Source organism: Labrenzia sp. OB1 (assembly GCF_001624695.1).
Taxonomy (GTDB): domain Bacteria; phylum Pseudomonadota; class Alphaproteobacteria; order Rhizobiales; family Stappiaceae; genus Roseibium.
Genome location: NZ_JSEP01000001.1, coordinates 259203 through 275456, shown reverse-complemented (window position 1 = coordinate 275456; position 16254 = coordinate 259203). Strand labels below are relative to the sequence as shown.

Here is a 16254-nt window from a genome sequence, read left to right as displayed (position 1 = left end):
TTAAAAGCCGAGGGGGCCACGGGCCAGCGAGAGGCCGAGGACAAGATGGAAGACCGCATAGATGCCGAGCGATGTCAGGCATCCGGAGACGACCGAGGAGACCGGTCTGGTGCCGAGGCGCCAGGTCAGGTAGGTGGCGGCGAGTGCGGTGGCGATGACGAAGCCGAGTTCCGGCAGCAGGATCGCGTAGAGGATCATGACCAGGATAGCGGCGCCGACTTCCATCAGGCGCGGCAGCGCGGGCCAGTGCGGCGCTGTGTCGGGCTTGAAGAAGATCACCAGGGACGACAGGCCCAGAACCGCCGCGATGATCAGGGGAAAGGCTTTCGGGCCGACGGCGTCGGAGAGAAAGCTTTCTTCGATGATAAGTGCGGCCCAGGCATATCCCAGCGCGAGGATCAGCCCGACCGCGCCAAAAATGCGGTCGCTCATTTTTCTTTCCTAACGGCGGTCCCAGCCGGGGTGCGGCAGACGCCTGAAACGGGATGTCAGATTACCAGGGCGTAAACTCATAAATGAAGATGAAATGGTTTGAGGCGAATTGGTCTTCATCAAGGAGCGAGTGCGCAGGAAATGTGGTTCATTTTCAAGCCTTTCGCGACGCAGAGGAGGACCAATTCGGTCAAATCCGAAGGACATGAAAATGGCTTCACCCCGTGTCGTCAGCGTGCTCGACCGGGCACGAAGCACGCTCCGCGCACGCTTCCTAACGGTGTTTTGCCATTTCCCATGCCATTTCGTCTTCATTTCTGAGTTTACGCCCTAGGCACTTCGGCGGTTCCCCTGAAAAACCCGGCAAGCAACACTGCCATCTTCATGAAAAGCCGGGCCACGGGCCCGTCTGAAAGCAGGGATGGCACATTAAAATTCGCGGATGGCTCTTGCCGGGAATAGAGCGGGGGCACATGACATGCACCCCCGCCCGGGAGACCGATGGGGGCGGCTGTTATTTAATGATGCCGATCTCTTTGGAAATTTTCTGGATCTGGGCGACAGAGTTCGCGACGAACTTCTGAAATTCCTCGCCCTGCAGATCGAGCGGCGCCAGACCGTTGGCGGCCATCACGCCTTTCCATTCCTCGCTGGCGTAAAGATCGCCGATCATGCCGACCCAGGCATTATAGGCATCGTCGGACATTTTCCCCGGCGCATAGAAACCGCGCCAGTTTGCACCGATGGCATCGATGCCCTGTTCCTTCGCGGTCGGGAAGACCTCGAATTCACCGGGAAGACGCTCGGGAGCGAGAACCGCGATCACCTTGATGTCGCCGCTGTCGACAAAACCCTTGGCTTCGGAGATGTCGCCGGTGAAGGCCTGAACCGAACCGGCGAGTAGCTGGGTAACCGCTTCGCCGCCACCGTCGAAGGCGATGTATTTGACCGAGCGCACGTCATCGATGCCGTAGGCGTTGGCCGCGATCAGCACTTTCAGGTGGTCCCAGCCGCCGACGGCGGAGCCGCCTGCAACAGAAACCGAGCTCGGGTCATTCTTGATCTGGTCGAGCAGCTCGGGCAGCGTGTTGACCGGGCTGTCGGCGGCAACGGCGATCACGCCGTAGTCCGCGCCAACGGCAGCAAGCCAGCGGACCTGGTCCATGGTGTTGCCCGGGTAGGCTCCCTGTGCCAGACGGGTTGCGGTTGCCGCTGAGGCCGCCACGATGAGGTCGTTGTCGTCATCGCGCTTGTTGACGACTTCGGCGAAGGCCACACCGCCGCCGCCGCCGGCGAGGTTCACAACCTGTACCGTGCTGTCGAGCAGTTTCTGGTCCTGCAGGGACTTGCCGACCTGACGGCAGGTGAAATCCCAACCGCCGCCCGGATTGGCCGGTGCGATGCATTCCGGGTTTTCCGGTTTGAATTCGGCTGCGGATACGCCGAATGCCGATGCGCCGAGAACGGCCGCCGCCAACAGAAGGCGGGTCGATTTGAATGCCATGATGTGTTTCCTCCACATGAGCCAGGCTTTTGGGTTGCCCTTGATATCCGCGAGACCGCACAAGCGGGTCCTCCCCACGGATGTCGGGCGAGCCTAGCGCCGAACCCTGTCACCAACCTGTCATGGGGCAGGATTGCTTGCATGGGGCGGAAAGCCGGGGCATGACAGAACGAGGGAGGACTTTATTCGTGCGTCTTTTGCTCGTTGAAGACACATTCGACATGGCGGAAGCGATCATGATTCGGCTTGAAAGGTCGGGCATCGCCTGCGACCTGGCCAAAACGCTGGAACAGGCAAGGGCCTGTGTTGAGGTGCAGCGTTATGACGTGATCGTTCTGGACATCAATCTGCCGGACGGGCTGGGGACCGCTCTCCTGAAGGAGATGCGCGCCGCCGGCGATCGCACGCCGGTGCTGATGCTGACGGCGGAGTTTTCCGTCGACGACCGGGTTTCATCGCTGAATTCCGGTGCCGACGACTATCTCGTCAAGCCGTTCGATCACAGGGAACTTGAAGCGCGCATCCGGGCGCTCTACCGCAGGGAGCAAAGCGACAAGGCGGAGGAGCTGACACTCGGCAACCTGACCTTCAACGCCTCGGCGCGGGTCGTCCGGCAGGCCGACAGTCCGATCGACCTGACCCGCCGCGAGTTCTCGCTCCTGGAAATCCTGATCCGCAACCGGGGCAAGACTGTCAGCAAGGAACGTTTGTTCGAGGGGGTCTTCAGCTTTCAGGACATGGATGTCGGTATGAACGCGCTGGAACTCTATATTGCCAGATTGCGCAAGAAACTCGCCGGTTGCTCGGTCAGGATCGAGACCCAGAGAGGACTTGGTTACAAGCTGGATGCCGATGCCTGACCTGATACGCAGACTGGAAATGACGTCGCTTACAGCCCGCGTCGCTCTCGGCGTGGCCGTGCTGCTGGTCATCGGCGGCGTCATCGTTTCCATCGCGGCCTTTGCCTATGGCCGGGAAGCGGCCCGCAGCGCCTTCGACCGTCTGTTGCTCGGCGCCGCCCACGATATCGCCTCGGCGATAACCGTTCAGGATGGAAAACCGGTGATCGAGCTTCCCGTCTCGGCGTTCGAACTTCTGGCATTTGCTCCCGATGACCGGATCGGCTACCGCATAATCGGACCTGACGGAACGACGCTCACCGGCTATGAAGAGATCGCGCTGCCGGAAAACCGCCGCGATCTGCGGGACGGTTATTTCGACGGGGCGTTTTTCGGCGAACCCGCGCGCTATGCCATCGTCTCCCGCCGCTTGGCCGAACGCACGCTCAACGGCACGATCAGGGTTATCGTCGGGCAGACGGTGCTGGCCCGCAATTCCATGGCCTATGACATCACACGCAAGGCGCTTTACGTGCTGGCCGTGTCCGGTCTGGCAATGATTCTGCTTGCGGTAGTGGTTGTCCGCTCGGTCCTCACACCACTGGAGAGGATCGCCGGGAGCCTGTCGGCGCGCGATCCCCATGACCTCACGCCAATGGATACCGACGTTCCCCGGGAAACCGCCGTCATGATCAACGCGCTGAACGGTTTCATGGCGCGGCTCGACCGGCAGATGAACTCGATGCGTCATCTGATTTCCGACACGGCGCACCAGCTCAGAACTCCCGTCGCGGCGCTGCGGGCGCAGGCGGATCTCTTTTCCGATGAAGTCGATCTTTCCCGCAAGGAGAAGATCGTCGAACGGATCCAGACCCGGTCGGCCGGGCTTGGCCGTCTGCTCGACCAGATGCTGAGCCAGGCGCTGGTCATTCATCGCGGCGACAGCGCGCGCAGGGAACGGGTGGACTTGCGCGATATCGCGCTCGATGTCTTCGAGGAGGGCGATCACGCGGTGCTGAACCCGGAGATGGATGTGGTTCTCGATATCGGTGAGAACCCTGTAGAGATGCTGGCGGACGCACCGTCCTTGAAGGAGGCATTGAAGAACCTTTTGAGTAACGCACTCAAACACGGCCGCGCTCCGGTCAGGATCGGGGCGTCACTGAACGACGGCAAGGCCGTGATCTGGGTGGAAGACGCGGGGGAGGGGCCGGACCGGCAGACGCTGGACGAACTCGGCTCCAGGTTCAACAGGGGCGGGCTTGCCCGGCAGGCGAGTTCCGGGCTTGGACTGGCGATTGCCCATTCCGTCGCTGTGTCCTTCGACGGGGAACTCGTTCTGGAGCGGACGGACCGGGAGCGGTTCCGTGCCGCCTTGCTGTTCGAAGCCGCGCCGGTGAGAGCGGCATGAAGACGATAACCCCATCCTTGCGAATTCTTCTGACCGGCTTCCTCGTGCTGCTGAATTGCGGTCCGGTCGCCGCGCAGGAAATGGTGGCCGACTTCGGGCCAGAGGGAGCCGGACAAACCCTGGTGCTGAGATCCACCACCGATATCGCGGTCTTCGGCCCGGTCGTGGAAACGTTTCTGCGAGCGCGTCCGAACGTCCGGCTACACTATGAGCAATGGGGCTCCAACGAACTCTACCGGCTGTCGCGGAGCGACTGCCGCAGCGGTGAGGCGGGCGCCGACATCGTCATCAGTTCGGCCGTTCACCAGATGGTGCAACTCGTCAACGAAGCCTGTGCGAGCGACTACCGCTCGCTGTTGACGGAAGAATTGCCGGGGGCGCTCAGATGGCGGAACGAGCTGTGGGGCATCACGCGGGAACCCGCGGTCATGGTCTACAACCGTGACCTTGTTCCTCAGGGGGACATTCCGCAGACGCGCTTCGACCTTCTGGATCTTTTGCGGCCCTCGGACACCCGGTATGCGGGGCGGGTCGCGACCTATGACATCGAGGAATCCGGGCTCGGCTATCTCTTTGCCTTTGCCGATGCCCAGGAGGCCTCCACCTTCGGCGCCTTGCAGGAATCCTTCGGGCGGACGCAGGCGATTTCCACCTGCTGTTCGGCGGACATCATCCGGGGCGTTGCCGAGGGGCAATATCTGATCGCCTACAATGTGCTCGGTTCCTACGCGCAGGGCTATCAGCAGCAGGACGAACGGATCGGCATTGTCCTGCCGTCCGATTATACGCTGGTGCTCTCGCGCGCCTTGATGATCCCGAAGGAGGCCGGGCAGAAGCCGCTGGCGGAAGCGTTTCTGGATTTCCTGCTGTCGCCGCAAGGCACCCTTGCGCTCAGAACAGCGCTGCTGATCAGTCCGCTGCTGGAAGCGGAAGACGGTAACGAGGGCGAGAGCCTGAGTTCAACAGCCCTGCGGCCTATTGGCCTGTCGCCGGCCCTCATGGTTGCCCTCGACGGCCTGACCCGCGAGACCTTCCTGCGCCGCTGGCGGGCGACCTTTCCCGGGCCTTAGCACGGACGTCCCAGACGTCACCTCATCGCGACCGGCAGCGTAAACGTCCAGCTGCTGCGTCCTGCGGCACCGGGTATCGGCGGGAAGGGCGCCGCCCGGCTGACTGCCTTCAAGACGGCCTGATCGAAGGGTTTGGAGCCGGAGGAGCTGGCCAGGCGAACGGATCCGACCGAGCCGTTCTTCCGCACCGTGAAGCGAACTTTCGCCTCGCCCTTGGCGCGCCTGCCACCCTTCGGTGCGCGCAGGGATCTCAGAATCTTGCGATGGACCTTGGCAGGGTAGTTGGTGACGTCCGAATTGCCCGCGGTTTTCGACTTCCCCTTGCGCTGCGATCCGCCTTTCTGGGTGGTCTGGTTCGATTGCCCGCCTGCGCCGCTTTTGGTCGCCTGTTCCGCCCGGGGCAGAGGCTTGACCGGTTTTTTGGTGGTGGCTGGCCTGGTTTTGGCCGGTTCAGCCTTGGCATTCTTTTTTGGAGGCTCGGGTTTCGACCGGGGCGCAGGCGCATCGGTTTCGGCTTTCAGAACTTCCTCGCTGCGAACTTCGGTCGCTTTTTCCGGCGGAGGAGCCTCGGAAGCATTTGTCTGCACGGGAACTGCTGCCGCGAGGACAGGCTTTTCCGGCTGGATCGGCGCTTGCTGACTCTTGATGCTTTCGGCTTCAGCGATTTCAACTTTTTCGACTTGCTGAACGGCCACCGGGCTTTCCGGCTGCTGCTCATGGGTGACCGGTATGGCAAGAGTGGAGTTTGGTGAAACGGGAAGACTTGCAGATACCGCGGTTTCAACAGGCTGAACCTCTGTTGCCGCTTCCACCGTCTGTGTCGTCACAGGCTGGGTCCGCTGTACGGGTTCGAGGGGTTCCACTCTGGCTGCCTTGGCGGTTTCCACCGGCTTGGCAATTGCCTGTTCCGGTTCGACAGGCGTTTGAACCTCGTGGTCCTCCACAGGCTTCTGTATTTCCGACTGTGCAGTGGTGCCGGCCACAAGCGTGTGGAACGGCGACTGGCCGAGCACGGCGTGAAGTACTTCGCCCGCGCCCTCGATTTCAAGGTCCGGACGGCTTTGCAGTGTCATTGCCACTGCGATCAGATGAATGGCAAGCGATGCGGCAAGGGCGATGATCAAAGGTTTGCGGAACGTCTTCATTCCGATTGCGTCCTGGTGACGATGACAACGCGCCCCGCGCCTGCCCGGTAGAGAGCGCCGACATGGCGCAAAAGGTCTTCGGCCTTCAAGCTCTCGTCGGCGGCGAGCCTGACAAGCGGATTGGGCGTTTCTTCCGCCGCCGCGTGCCGTGACATGTAGTCTTCCGCGCTAAGCGGCTGCTCTCGGTAATGAAGCGTGCCGTCGATCCGCGCGTAGAGGGCGTCAGGCGGCGGCAAGGGGTCTGCCTTTTCAGCTTGCGAAAGAGTGACTTCCGGATCCTGCGGCGGCGCCAGCCTGCCTGCGACCAGAAAGAAGATCAGCATCAGGAAGACGATATTGATCAGCGAGATCGTCGTCTCCAGCGGCCGTTTCGCCGGTTTGCGCGGTACCTTGATCATTCGTTGCCGGCAACCGTAACGCCAAGCTCCGGAATGGCCTTCAGCCGACTGACGACCGTCACCAGTTCCTGGGTGGTTGTGCTGCCGCGCACCAGCACGAGGAGGCTGTCGATATCGCGCTCAACCAGCATGCGCGCTTCATCTTCGAGATTTTCGGACCCGATTTCGCTGCCGTTCAGAAGCAGCCTGTCGTCCTGCAGGACCAGCAATGCCTTTGGCGCGGCACCACTGCCGCCGGCACCGGCGGGGGCGCCGATCTCCACCTGGCCGAAGGTGGTGAAGGTGGAAGACAGCATGAAGAACAGCAAAAGGAGGAAGATGACGTCGACAAGCGGCGTCAGGGAAATAGGTTTCTGTTTTCTGACCGGCCTGTCAACGCGCATAGGAGAGGTTCTGGCTCCCGAATGATGACGCTTCTTGCGGTTCCGGCAGTTTCTGAAGCAGCAGGGAAGAGGTCAGCGTCTCGACACACACGCGCTCTGACTCAAGCCGTCCTTCAAGCCACGTGACGGCCAGCGATACGGGCATCGCGACGCCGAGCCCGGCAGCGGTCGTCATCAGCGCGACCCAGATACCGCCGGCAAGAGCGGACGGATCGACGTTGCTTCCAGACGATTGCAGGGCCTGAAAGGCTTCGATCATGCCGAGGACCGTGCCGAACAGGCCGATGAGAGGCGCGATCTGTGCGATGGCTTCGAGGGCACGGACGCCTTTCGAGAAATGATGCAGGTCACTTGCCGCCTGGACGCCGATACGCTCCTCGATTTCCGCCTTTTCCTTGCGCATATCGAGTAGGACAAGTGCGGTCGCGACCGCTTTTCCGGCCGCGCTTTTCGGCTGAGCCTGGGTCGCTTTCGCTCTGGCCAATTGTCCGGCCTGCCATTGACGGATGGTTTTTTCCGCCTTGCTGCTGTCGCCGATGCCGCAGGACAGGAATTCGAAGACCTTGACCAGTATCAGCGCGGTTGCCACCACGGACAGACCCGCGATGACCGTAACCACCGGGCCGCCGAGTTGGAGGAGCGAGGCGACATGCGCCATGACTTCAGAAACCATGATGCGTTCCTATTGGCTGAGAGTGAGGCCGGTACGGCTGGAGAGCGTCAGGGGCGCTGTACAATGCGCGGGTGCCTGATCCGGTCCGCAACCGGTCGGGCCGTTGATCAGAAGGTTTCCCGCTTGTGCGCAACCCAAACTGGGCAGCTCGAATTGTCGTACAACTGTCTTGCCCTGAGGCAGGGCGCCGAAATCGAACACGGACATCTGGCTGATGACGCCCTCGGGCGTGAACAGAACAAGCTCATAGGCGGCCGCTTCGATGCTCTTGCCCGTACCGTTGGTCATGACGAAGGACAGGCGGCAGTTCTCGCCGGTGTCTTCCGCCTTGTTGAGTTCAAGGGTAATTGCCGGCCCTTCGGTCTGGGCCTGTACGGGGCATGCGGTAGCCAATCCAAGGCCCCCTGCGAACAAAGCTTTCAGGACCGGTTTCGATTTACGCACTGCCATCGATGCAAAACTCCAGTGAGTCCGCCGCCCGTGGGGACGGGCGGCGGGGTTAGGGTCAGAACTTCTTGGCGAAGCTCAGCTTGAAGCTGCGGCCAGCACCTTCGTCGTCGCTGAGGTGGTTCCGGAAAGACTTGTCGAACACGTTGTCGACATTGAAGCGGAACTCGCTGTCGGCGAGATAGCCTTCCGTCGGCTTCCAGGCCGCGTAGAGGTTATGCAAGGCATAACCGGCGGTTTTTTCCTCGTCGTCGCCGACCAGATCCTGAGACGCGAAGAAGTCACCCTTCCAGCCGAAATCCAGGTTCCAGGGCCGGTAGACATAACCGATCTTCAGGAAGGCGCTGTCAGCGGGTATGGCGTTGAGATGGCCTCCGGTCGTGACGTTCTTGCCCCGGATAAGAGATGCGCCGACGGTTCCGTAAACGCTGTCCGTCCAGTAGGACGCCTCAAGTTCAAGACCCTCATAGCGCGCCTCGGGAATGACTTCGGTCACGACAGTGGTGCCGTCCCAGTAGCTCGCATAGAAGTTGGTGACATTGTTGCGGAATGCGGTTGCCTTCAATCGGAAAGCGTCGCCTTCCAGAGCCAGATCGTCGAAGGATAATGTCACGCCGGCCTCGAAGTTGTTCGACAGCTCCTTCTTGACGTCATTGACCGTATAGTTGGTGAAGACCTCGTCCAGGGACGGGAGACGCTCCGTGTGGGCAACCGATCCGAAGACACCAAACCAGTCGGACATCTTGATCATCGCCGCGAGCTTCGGAGAATAGCCGATCTCGCTCTTGTCCTCGTTCAGGTCGATGGTATCGCCACTGCTGTTGACATAGCTGTCGACCGAAACACTGGAGTAATCGATACGCATGCCCGGAATGAGGGTGACACGGTCGTTCCAGACCAGTTCGGCCTGGGCGTAACCGCCGACATTGGTGGTTTCGCCTTCCGGATGGATATTGGAGCCGCTTTGAACGTAGGTGCCGAAATCACGCGGATTGCGCCGTTCCTGATACTGTCCGTCGATACCCGTCGTCAGATAGGCCGCCCATGTGTCACCAAGTTGGAAGGTCGCCACGTTGTCGGCCTTGCCCTGCCAGGTCTGGTAGGAATATTCGGAGTTGTCACCAAACGGGTAGTAGCAGATGGGGGGGAAACCTGGGCGGCAGATCTCGTCCTGGTTCTTCTGTTCCACGCGGGTGTCCGACCAGCTGACCTGGGCCTTCATGTCCAGAAGGTCGTTGTCATAAAACGAGTTTTCGTAGCCGATGATGGCGGTCTGGTCGGTTACCGTGCGGTCGACTGTACCGAAGTCGGGACCCCATGTGATCTGGTCATAGTTCTGGTTGTCTTCGTCGCTCGACCAGTTCTCGTAGCTGGCGAAGACGGACTGATCCTCGTTTTCTCCGAATGTATAGCGGGCCTTGATCAGACCATTGACCGAGGTGAAGTCGGTGTCTTCGATCTTTTTGCCCTGGCCGTCCGTTATATCCTGAGACTGCCGGTAGTTGAGATTGCCGAGCAGTTCGAGGTTCTTGATCGGTTCCGCCGCGATGATGCCGCTGCCGAGCCAGCCATTGCCGTTGGAATCCCAGGAGGTCTTCAGGCGTCCGCCGATCAGGTCGCCGGGGTCGAGGAAGTCGCTTGCATCCTTGGTCGTGAAGGTTACCACGCCGCCCATGGCGCCTGACCCGTACAGTGTGGAAGAAGCCGGTCCGCGCAGGACTTCAACCTGCTTGTAAAGCTCCGGATCGGAGAAGAACGAGCCCATCCGGTATTGTTCGTAGAACTTGTTGACACCATCGACCTGAATGATGATCCGGGTCTCGTCACCGGAAAGTGCTTCGCCGATGCCGCGAATGTTGATGCTTTCCCCGAGTACCGAGTTGCTGCCGATTGGCGTGATGCCGGGTATCTCGCTGAAGAGATCCCCGATCGTGCGCGCCTGCTGGGCGTCGATTGCGTCCTGATCCAGCACTGTCACAGCTTGCGGCGTATCGATTGCCACCTTGTCGATACCCGTTCCGACCACGATTCGCTGAAGCGGAGTTACCGACGCATTCTGCGCCGTGTCCTGCGCGGCGGCGCCGCCGTTGAAAACCATAACCCAGAGAGCGACACCACCCATCAGTTGAGTGTGTCCGGTTATTTTGAGCCCCATAGAATTACTCCAAAATGCGCGTTGTTCGCGTCCTTTATCGCTGCCTCTCAAGCAGCGTTATAAACATGAGCCGTCGACTCAGGTATTGCAGTCAATATGAAACGTGATTATAGGAGTCAAGTAATAGATCGCGGCCGACGCGGTTTTCGCCTTCTTTGGAATAGTTCCAAATTATTGTTCGTTGCCAGCAGGTTATCTTTACCGGGGCGCAGCAAAGGCCAAGCGGCGGCAGCGGTGACGCAGACCATGATCAACGAAGGCAGGACGCATGAGCGCCGAACAGATTTCCAACGAAGACAGACCGACCGCTGCCGCCATTCGCGAAGCGCGTGCTCAAAATCCAAAAATGAGAGAACGGGATCTGGCGAGAATTCTCGGCGTGAGCGAGGCGGAGCTGGTGGCCAGTTTCGTCGGACACGGTACCCGGAGGATCGAGCCACGATTTGACGATCTTTTCCCCGGTTTGAAAAAGGTCGGTGAAGTGATGGCGCTGACCCGCAACGAAAGCGCCGTTCACGAAAAGATCGGCCCCTTCGAAAAGTTCGTCCATGGCAAGCGGGCTGCGCTGATGCTGGGTGAGCAGATCGACCTGCGCATGTTTCCCGGCAGCTGGGTTCATGGTTTTGCCGTTGAAAAGGTGGATGGCAAGGATATCCGCAGATCCCTGCAGTTTTTCGATGCGCATGGAGACGCCGTCCAGAAAATTCACGCTCGCCCGGACACAGACATGGCGGCCTGGGACCAACTGGTCGACACTCTGGTTCTGGAGGACCAGTCCCCGGACGTGCTTCCCGCGGTAACCCCGGCTGAGCCTTTTGCCCGCAAAACCCCTTCTGACGGTGTCGAAGTGACACTGCGTGAACGCTGGCAGGCGATGAAGGACCCTCACCAGTTCCACGGATTGCTCAAGGATCTCGAGCTCGACCGCGTCAGCGCCTTCGAACTTGTCGGGGAAGAATGGGCCTGGCCGCTGGATAACGGTGCCGTTACGTCTCTCTTGCGTCTCGCGGCTTCGGAAGAGGTTCCTTTGATGTGTTTCGTCGGCAACCGTGGCTGCATCCAGATCCACACCGGTGCAGTGGAAACGATTATGGAAAAAGGCCCCTGGATCAATGTCATGGATCCGACCTTCCATCTGCACCTTCGAACCGACCAGATCCACGATGTCTGGCTGGTTCGCAAACCGGCCGATGTCGGCCATGTGACTTCGGTCGAGGCCTTTGACAGCGACGGCCAGCAGGTCATCCAGTTCTTCGGTGTGCGCGGGGAAGGGAATGCCGAGCGTGATGTTTGGCGGAACCTGGCGGAAAACCTGCCGAAGCTGGACCGCGCCCTTGCTTTGGAGGCAGGGGAATGAGGGAGATCTTGTATTCCCGGTTTTACGGCGTTGCCGTCGCGACGGCACTGACCGCGGCGGCTCTCGTCACGCCTGCCAAATCGCTTTTCGCCGAAGGAACGCAGCAGTCAGCCGCAAACCGCATCGTCGCAGTCGGCGGTTCGGTAACCGAGGTGATCTACGCGCTCGGCGAAGGAGAGCGTCTGATCGCGCGGGACAGCACCAGCATCCATCCGCAGGAAGCGCTGGATCTGCCGGACGTCGGCTATATGCGGGCGCTGTCGGCGGAAGGTGTGCTGTCGATCGATCCGGAGCTGATCCTGATGCTGGATGGCAGCGGCCCGCCCGAGACTGTTGACCTTCTCCAGAAATCCGGGGTCGCCATTGCGAACATTCCGAATGCTTTCACGGCCGAAGGCATTGTGGACAAGGTGCGCGTGATCGGCGAGGCGATCGCCGTGCCGGGCAAAGCTGAAGAGCTTGCCATCAAGCTGGAAACCGACCTTGAAGCAGCCCGCAAGCAGGCGGCCGACCAGACATCCGGTGTGCGGGTTCTGTTCATCCTGTCGACCAATGGTGGCCGCATTCTCGCGTCCGGCTCCGATACGGCTGCCGACGGCATCCTGAAACTGGCCGGGGCGGAAAATGCAGTGGCCGATTTCTCCGGCTACAAGCAGCTCAGTGACGAGGCGATCATCAGTGCAGCGCCTGATGCGGTGCTGATGATGTCACGGGGCGGGGATCATGGCGCCAGCGCCGACGAGTTGTTCAGCCATCCGGCTATGGCGCAGACGCCGGCGGGCATCAACAACCGGCTCATCAAGATGGATGGCCAGTATTTGCTTGGCTTCGGGCCCCGAACCGCCGATGCGGTCAAGGATCTTGCCGTGGAACTGGCAAGCGTCCGGAACTGACCGATAGCATGACCGGCATAGTCCTCCCCGAACGAGCCGCCCGGCGGTTTGCCTCGTCAGGCGGCAACCGCGAACCTCTTGCCCGCGCCGCACTGGTGCTTCTGGCTGTTGTCGCCGTGTTGACGATGCTCGTCAGTCTGGCGATCGGTCCGATCGCCATTCCCGTGCTCGATATTCTGCCACATGTGCCGGGGCGTGTTCTTGCGGCAAGCGCCGGCGCACCGGAAGGGGTTTCCGTGCGCGACTGGATAGTCGTCACGGAAATCCGGCTGCCTCGTGTGGTTCTCGGGGCATTGGTCGGGGCCGCCCTTGCGGTCGCGGGTGCCGTCATGCAGGGCCTGTTCCGCAATCCGCTTGCCGACCCCGGCATCGTCGGAGTTTCTGCCGGAGCCGGTCTCGGGGCGGCGCTCTTCATCGTTCTGGGCAATACGGCGCTGGCTCCGGTGATGGCGGTCCTCGGTATCTACGCCGTGCCGCTTGCAGCCTTCATCGGCGGTCTGATCACGACATTGCTGCTTTATCGTATCGGCACGCGGGGCGGCATCACGTCTGTTGCAACGCTCCTGCTTGCAGGGATCGCGCTGGGTGCTCTCACAGGGGCCTTGACCGGTCTGCTGGTCTATGCCGCCGATGATCAGCAACTCAGGGATCTGCAGTTCTGGGGGCTGGGTTCGCTTGCCGGATCCAATTGGGAAAAGGTGGCCTCTGCCGCTCCCATCATCGGGGTCATGCTTGTCAGCGTGCCGTTCCTGGCTAGAGGGCTGAACGGGCTGACCCTTGGAGAGGCCGCTGCCGCCCACATCGGCATCCGGGTGCAGCGGCTGAAAAACATCAGCATCCTTCTGGTCGCGGCTGCGACCGGAGCCTCGGTTGCCGTCAGTGGCGGGATCGGCTTCGTCGGCATTGTCGTGCCGCATCTGCTGCGGCTGACAATCGGACCCGATCACAAGTATCTACTGCCCGCATCGGCGCTTCTGGGTGCAATTCTCCTGATCGCCGCCGATACGCTCGCCCGTACCATCGTCGCTCCCGCCGAGCTTCCGATCGGCATCATCACAGCCTTTGCCGGTGCGCCGTTCTTTCTCTGGATCCTGCTGCGCAAACGCGGCCTTACCGGCCTTTGAAGGGAGCTCAAGTTGAACCAGTTCAAGCTCGCGGAGGAGCCGTCCTCATCCGAACTCCGCGTTGAGCGCGCTTGCATATCCATTGGCCGCGTCCAGATCGTTCAGGATGTCTCCTTCAACGCCCAGGCAGGCGAGTTCGTGGCGATCATCGGGCCGAGCGGATCTGGCAAGACAACGCTGCTGAAAGCGATGACCGGTGAGTTGGCCTATTCCGGTTCGATCCGGCTCGCGGGGATGGAGACCGGAAAGCTCTCAGCGGAATATATGGCACAGATGCGCGGGGTCCTGCCGCAAGCGAGCCAGATATCGTTTCCGCTCAACGTTGCGGAAGTTGTCGGTCTGGGCGTGATCGACAGGCGGCAGGGACGGGACGCGCGCGCCCGGCGGATCAAGGATGCGCTGGCGAAAGTCGGGCTACACGGGTTCGAGGGACGGGGCTACCAGGAGCTTTCAGGCGGAGAGCAGCAACGGGTGCAGCTTGCCAGGGTGCTCTGCCAGGTCTGGGAACCGGTGGCTGACGATGGCAGTCCGCGCTGGCTGTTTCTGGACGAGCCGGTCTCCAGCCTCGACATCAAGCACCAGTACCAGATCATGCAACTTGCGTCCGGATACGCTGCCGCCGGAGGCGGTGTGGTCGCGGTGATGCATGATCTCAACCTGACCGCAACCTTCGCGGACCGTATTCTGGTCATGAAAGCTGGCAAGCGCCTGAGCTTCGGGAGGCGGGATGACGTGATGCAGGCGGATCTCCTGTCGGATGCCTATGATTTTCCGCTGGCGCTCACACGCTTTGGACAATCCGGCGTCCCTCTCGTTGTGCCGGGAGCCGACACAGCCGGATAACCGGATGCCTGCCATCACCGAGGTGAAGGCCTGAACCGGTTGCCCATGGCGGCCGGAAACGTCCTGCCGGATCAGCCGCGACCACAGGTGACCGGAAGCCAGCGTCCCAGCTAACCCCCGATGTATGCTCTCAGTGCATTTGCGACCCCGCGCGCCGCGATGCCCTGTGCAGCCTTCCCGAAAGCCTGGAGGAAGTCCGGTTCGGAAGCCAGATTGCCGAGCAGGTCCGGCATTTCGTAGTCTCCGGACGAGTTGCCGTAGACACTCTCGGCCCAGGTTTTCAGCTTGCCGGCATTGTCGTCTTCCACCCGGATAGCGTTTCCAGCTTCATCCGTTCCCAGACAATAGCGGCACCAGAGAGCGGTTTCGAGAGCGAGGCCCTCGATGGGCAGGCCTTTGTCGAGCCGGTCCTGGATGGTCGGAAGGATGAATTTCGGTTGGCGGTTCGATCCGTCCAGGCAGAGGCGGGGAATGGTGTCGCCCACCGCCGGGTTGGAGAAGCGCTCCATGACCGTCGTCAGATATTTGTCGAAGCTCACGCCCGGGATTTCCGGCACTGTGGGCAGGACTTCGTCTTCTTCCAGTTTCCTGAGGAAGTCGCGGATCAGCGGGTCCGCCATGGCGTCATGTACGAAGTAATGGCCCAGAAGCGCACTGGCGTAGGCGATGGCCGCATGGCCGCCATTGAGGATGCGCAATTTCATCAGTTCGTAAGGCGCAACGTCGCGGACGAATTCGACGCCGACCTTCTCAAGCGCCGGGCGCCCCGTGGGGAAATCGTCTTCAAGCACCCATTGCCGGAACGGCTCGCAGACGACCGGCGCGGCATCCTCGATGCCGAAGGTGTCGCGCACGAGATTGCGTTCCCGGTCCCCGGTTGCCGGAGTGATGCAATCGACCATGCCGTTGGGGAACGCGACGTTTTCCGCGATCCAGTCGGCCGTTTCGCCCGACAGGGCGCGTGCAAAACCGACGACTGTCTGCTTTGCCATATGCCCGTTCTCGGGAAGGTTGTCGCAGGACATGACGGTGAACGGTGCCGTGCCCGCGGCCTTGCGTTTCACAAGGGCGGCGACCAGCACCCCGAACACGGTCCGGGGATGATCGGGATCTTTCAGATCGGCCTGGATTTCCGGATGGCCGGCGTCGAAGCCGCCCGTATTGGGATCGACGTAATATCCGCCCTCGGTGATGGTCATCGACACGATGCGGATGCCGGGTTCCAACAGACTCCGGAGCAGCGCCGCGGGATCGACGTCGATGAAATCGATCATCGAGCCGCAAATCCGTGCGCTCAGCCCTTTCGGGTCGAGTTCGACCACGGTGGTGAGCCAGTCCTGGGTCTCAAGTCGCTCCCGCATGGCCGTGTCATAGGGCTTCAGCCCTGCGCCGACTATCGCCCAGTCGTGACTTTCTCCGAGCGTGAACAGCCTGTCCAGATAGATAGCCTGATGGGCGCGGTGAAAGTTGCCGACACCGATATGCATGATACCAGGTGACAAAGCCGCGCCGTCATATGCGGGTCTGCTGATGGTCTCGGGGAGTGAGTTGAGCACAGTCTTATCGAGTTTTTTGGTCAT

At 61.1% G+C, this 16254-nt stretch carries 16 protein-coding genes; 7 read left to right on the top strand and 9 right to left on the bottom strand.

Annotated elements, in window-relative coordinates:
• A complete protein-coding gene (locus tag OA90_RS01230) occupies window positions 1-432 on the bottom strand; it encodes a tripartite tricarboxylate transporter TctB family protein (RefSeq protein ID WP_068405881.1) in 432 nt (143 codons plus the stop codon).
• A 514-nt stretch (window positions 433-946) separates the two neighbouring features.
• Window positions 947-1936, bottom strand: a complete 990-nt coding sequence (locus OA90_RS01225) for a tripartite tricarboxylate transporter substrate-binding protein (RefSeq protein WP_068406589.1) — start codon at window positions 1934-1936, stop codon at window positions 947-949.
• Window positions 1937-2124: 188 nt separating this feature from the next.
• Between OA90_RS01225 and OA90_RS01220 the strand changes: the two genes are divergently transcribed.
• From OA90_RS01220 to OA90_RS01210, 3 genes are read left to right on the top strand one after another with little or no spacing between them, the layout of a single operon-like run.
• On the top strand, window positions 2125-2796 hold the full coding sequence (locus OA90_RS01220) for a response regulator transcription factor (RefSeq protein ID WP_068405878.1): 672 nt from the start codon (window positions 2125-2127) through the stop codon (window positions 2794-2796).
• A gap of 19 nt (window positions 2797-2815) precedes the next feature.
• Window positions 2816-4186 carry a sensor histidine kinase gene (locus tag OA90_RS01215; protein ID WP_208985931.1) on the top strand — a complete coding sequence of 457 codons (1371 nt, stop codon included), beginning with the start codon at window positions 2816-2818 and terminating at the stop codon, window positions 4184-4186.
• Window positions 4183-5256 carry an extracellular solute-binding protein gene (locus OA90_RS01210; protein WP_082836771.1) on the top strand — a complete coding sequence of 358 codons (1074 nt, stop codon included), beginning with the start codon at window positions 4183-4185 and terminating at the stop codon, window positions 5254-5256. Before OA90_RS01215 ends, OA90_RS01210 begins: the two co-directional genes overlap by 4 nt.
• Before the next feature lie 17 nt (window positions 5257-5273).
• Here the strand turns inward: OA90_RS01210 and OA90_RS01205 are convergent, their stop codons facing one another.
• From OA90_RS01205 to OA90_RS01180, 6 genes are read right to left on the bottom strand one after another with little or no spacing between them, the layout of a single operon-like run.
• Window positions 5274-6401 (bottom strand): energy transducer TonB, encoded by a 1128-nt coding sequence (locus OA90_RS01205; RefSeq protein ID WP_068405875.1) that lies wholly within the window; start codon window positions 6399-6401, stop codon window positions 5274-5276.
• Window positions 6398-6799 carry a biopolymer transporter ExbD gene (locus OA90_RS01200; protein WP_068405872.1) on the bottom strand — a complete coding sequence of 134 codons (402 nt, stop codon included), beginning with the start codon at window positions 6797-6799 and terminating at the stop codon, window positions 6398-6400. Before OA90_RS01200 ends, OA90_RS01205 begins: the two co-directional genes overlap by 4 nt.
• Window positions 6796-7182, bottom strand: a complete 387-nt coding sequence (locus OA90_RS01195) for a biopolymer transporter ExbD (protein ID WP_068405868.1) — start codon at window positions 7180-7182, stop codon at window positions 6796-6798. Before OA90_RS01195 ends, OA90_RS01200 begins: the two co-directional genes overlap by 4 nt.
• Window positions 7172-7855 (bottom strand): MotA/TolQ/ExbB proton channel family protein, encoded by a 684-nt coding sequence (locus OA90_RS01190; protein WP_068405864.1) that lies wholly within the window; start codon window positions 7853-7855, stop codon window positions 7172-7174. Before OA90_RS01190 ends, OA90_RS01195 begins: the two co-directional genes overlap by 11 nt.
• Window positions 7856-7864: 9 nt before the next feature.
• Window positions 7865-8305 (bottom strand): hypothetical protein, encoded by a 441-nt coding sequence (locus OA90_RS01185; RefSeq protein ID WP_068405861.1) that lies wholly within the window; start codon window positions 8303-8305, stop codon window positions 7865-7867.
• A gap of 55 nt (window positions 8306-8360) precedes the next feature.
• Entirely contained in the window at window positions 8361-10457 is a 2097-nt protein-coding gene (locus tag OA90_RS01180) for a TonB-dependent receptor (protein WP_068405858.1), read from the bottom strand.
• Between the two features lie 268 nt (window positions 10458-10725).
• Between OA90_RS01180 and OA90_RS01175 the strand changes: the two genes are divergently transcribed.
• Genes OA90_RS01175 through OA90_RS01160 form a run of 4 tightly spaced genes read left to right on the top strand, consistent with a single transcriptional unit; the run spans window position 10726 to window position 14674 of the window.
• Entirely contained in the window at window positions 10726-11814 is a 1089-nt protein-coding gene (locus OA90_RS01175) for a ChuX/HutX family heme-like substrate-binding protein (protein WP_068405854.1), read from the top strand.
• Window positions 11811-12707, top strand: a complete 897-nt coding sequence (locus OA90_RS01170) for an ABC transporter substrate-binding protein (protein ID WP_068405850.1) — start codon at window positions 11811-11813, stop codon at window positions 12705-12707. The genes OA90_RS01175 and OA90_RS01170 overlap by 4 nt, the downstream gene beginning before the upstream one ends.
• An 8-nt stretch (window positions 12708-12715) precedes the next feature.
• Window positions 12716-13831 carry an iron ABC transporter permease gene (locus OA90_RS01165; RefSeq protein ID WP_068405844.1) on the top strand — a complete coding sequence of 372 codons (1116 nt, stop codon included), beginning with the start codon at window positions 12716-12718 and terminating at the stop codon, window positions 13829-13831.
• Between the two features lie 12 nt (window positions 13832-13843).
• The gene (locus tag OA90_RS01160; protein ID WP_082836769.1) at window positions 13844-14674 is read left to right on the top strand and encodes a heme ABC transporter ATP-binding protein; all 831 of its coding nucleotides are present in this window, start codon (window positions 13844-13846) and stop codon (window positions 14672-14674) included.
• Between the two features lie 110 nt (window positions 14675-14784).
• Here OA90_RS01160 and OA90_RS01155 read toward each other — a convergent pair whose 3' ends face one another.
• A complete protein-coding gene (locus tag OA90_RS01155; RefSeq protein ID WP_068405841.1) occupies window positions 14785-16254 on the bottom strand; it encodes a mannitol dehydrogenase family protein in 1470 nt (489 codons plus the stop codon).

Excerpts from the sequence above, each read along its gene's own strand:
- OA90_RS01230 (WP_068405881.1), bottom strand. The coding sequence starts at position 432 with ATGAGCGACCGCATTTTTGGCGCGGTCGGGCTGATCCTCGCGCTGGGA.
- OA90_RS01165 (WP_068405844.1), top strand. The coding sequence starts at position 12,716 with ATGACCGGCATAGTCCTCCCCGAACGAGCCGCCCGGCGGTTTGCCTCG.
- OA90_RS01200 (WP_068405872.1), bottom strand. The coding sequence starts at position 6,799 with ATGATCAAGGTACCGCGCAAACCGGCGAAACGGCCGCTGGAGACGACG.
- OA90_RS01170 (WP_068405850.1), top strand. The coding sequence starts at position 11,811 with ATGAGGGAGATCTTGTATTCCCGGTTTTACGGCGTTGCCGTCGCGACG.
- OA90_RS01205 (WP_068405875.1), bottom strand. The coding sequence starts at position 6,401 with ATGAAGACGTTCCGCAAACCTTTGATCATCGCCCTTGCCGCATCGCTT.
- OA90_RS01190 (WP_068405864.1), bottom strand. The coding sequence starts at position 7,855 with ATGGTTTCTGAAGTCATGGCGCATGTCGCCTCGCTCCTCCAACTCGGC.
- OA90_RS01185 (WP_068405861.1), bottom strand. The coding sequence starts at position 8,305 with ATGGCAGTGCGTAAATCGAAACCGGTCCTGAAAGCTTTGTTCGCAGGG.
- OA90_RS01195 (WP_068405868.1), bottom strand. The coding sequence starts at position 7,182 with ATGCGCGTTGACAGGCCGGTCAGAAAACAGAAACCTATTTCCCTGACG.
- OA90_RS01225 (WP_068406589.1), bottom strand. The coding sequence starts at position 1,936 with ATGGCATTCAAATCGACCCGCCTTCTGTTGGCGGCGGCCGTTCTCGGC.
- OA90_RS01175 (WP_068405854.1), top strand. The coding sequence starts at position 10,726 with ATGAGCGCCGAACAGATTTCCAACGAAGACAGACCGACCGCTGCCGCC.
- OA90_RS01155 (WP_068405841.1), bottom strand. The coding sequence starts at position 16,254 with ATGACCAAAAAACTCGATAAGACTGTGCTCAACTCACTCCCCGAGACC.
- OA90_RS01215 (WP_208985931.1), top strand. The coding sequence starts at position 2,816 with ATGACGTCGCTTACAGCCCGCGTCGCTCTCGGCGTGGCCGTGCTGCTG.
- OA90_RS01180 (WP_068405858.1), bottom strand. The coding sequence starts at position 10,457 with ATGGGGCTCAAAATAACCGGACACACTCAACTGATGGGTGGTGTCGCT.
- OA90_RS01210 (WP_082836771.1), top strand. The coding sequence starts at position 4,183 with ATGAAGACGATAACCCCATCCTTGCGAATTCTTCTGACCGGCTTCCTC.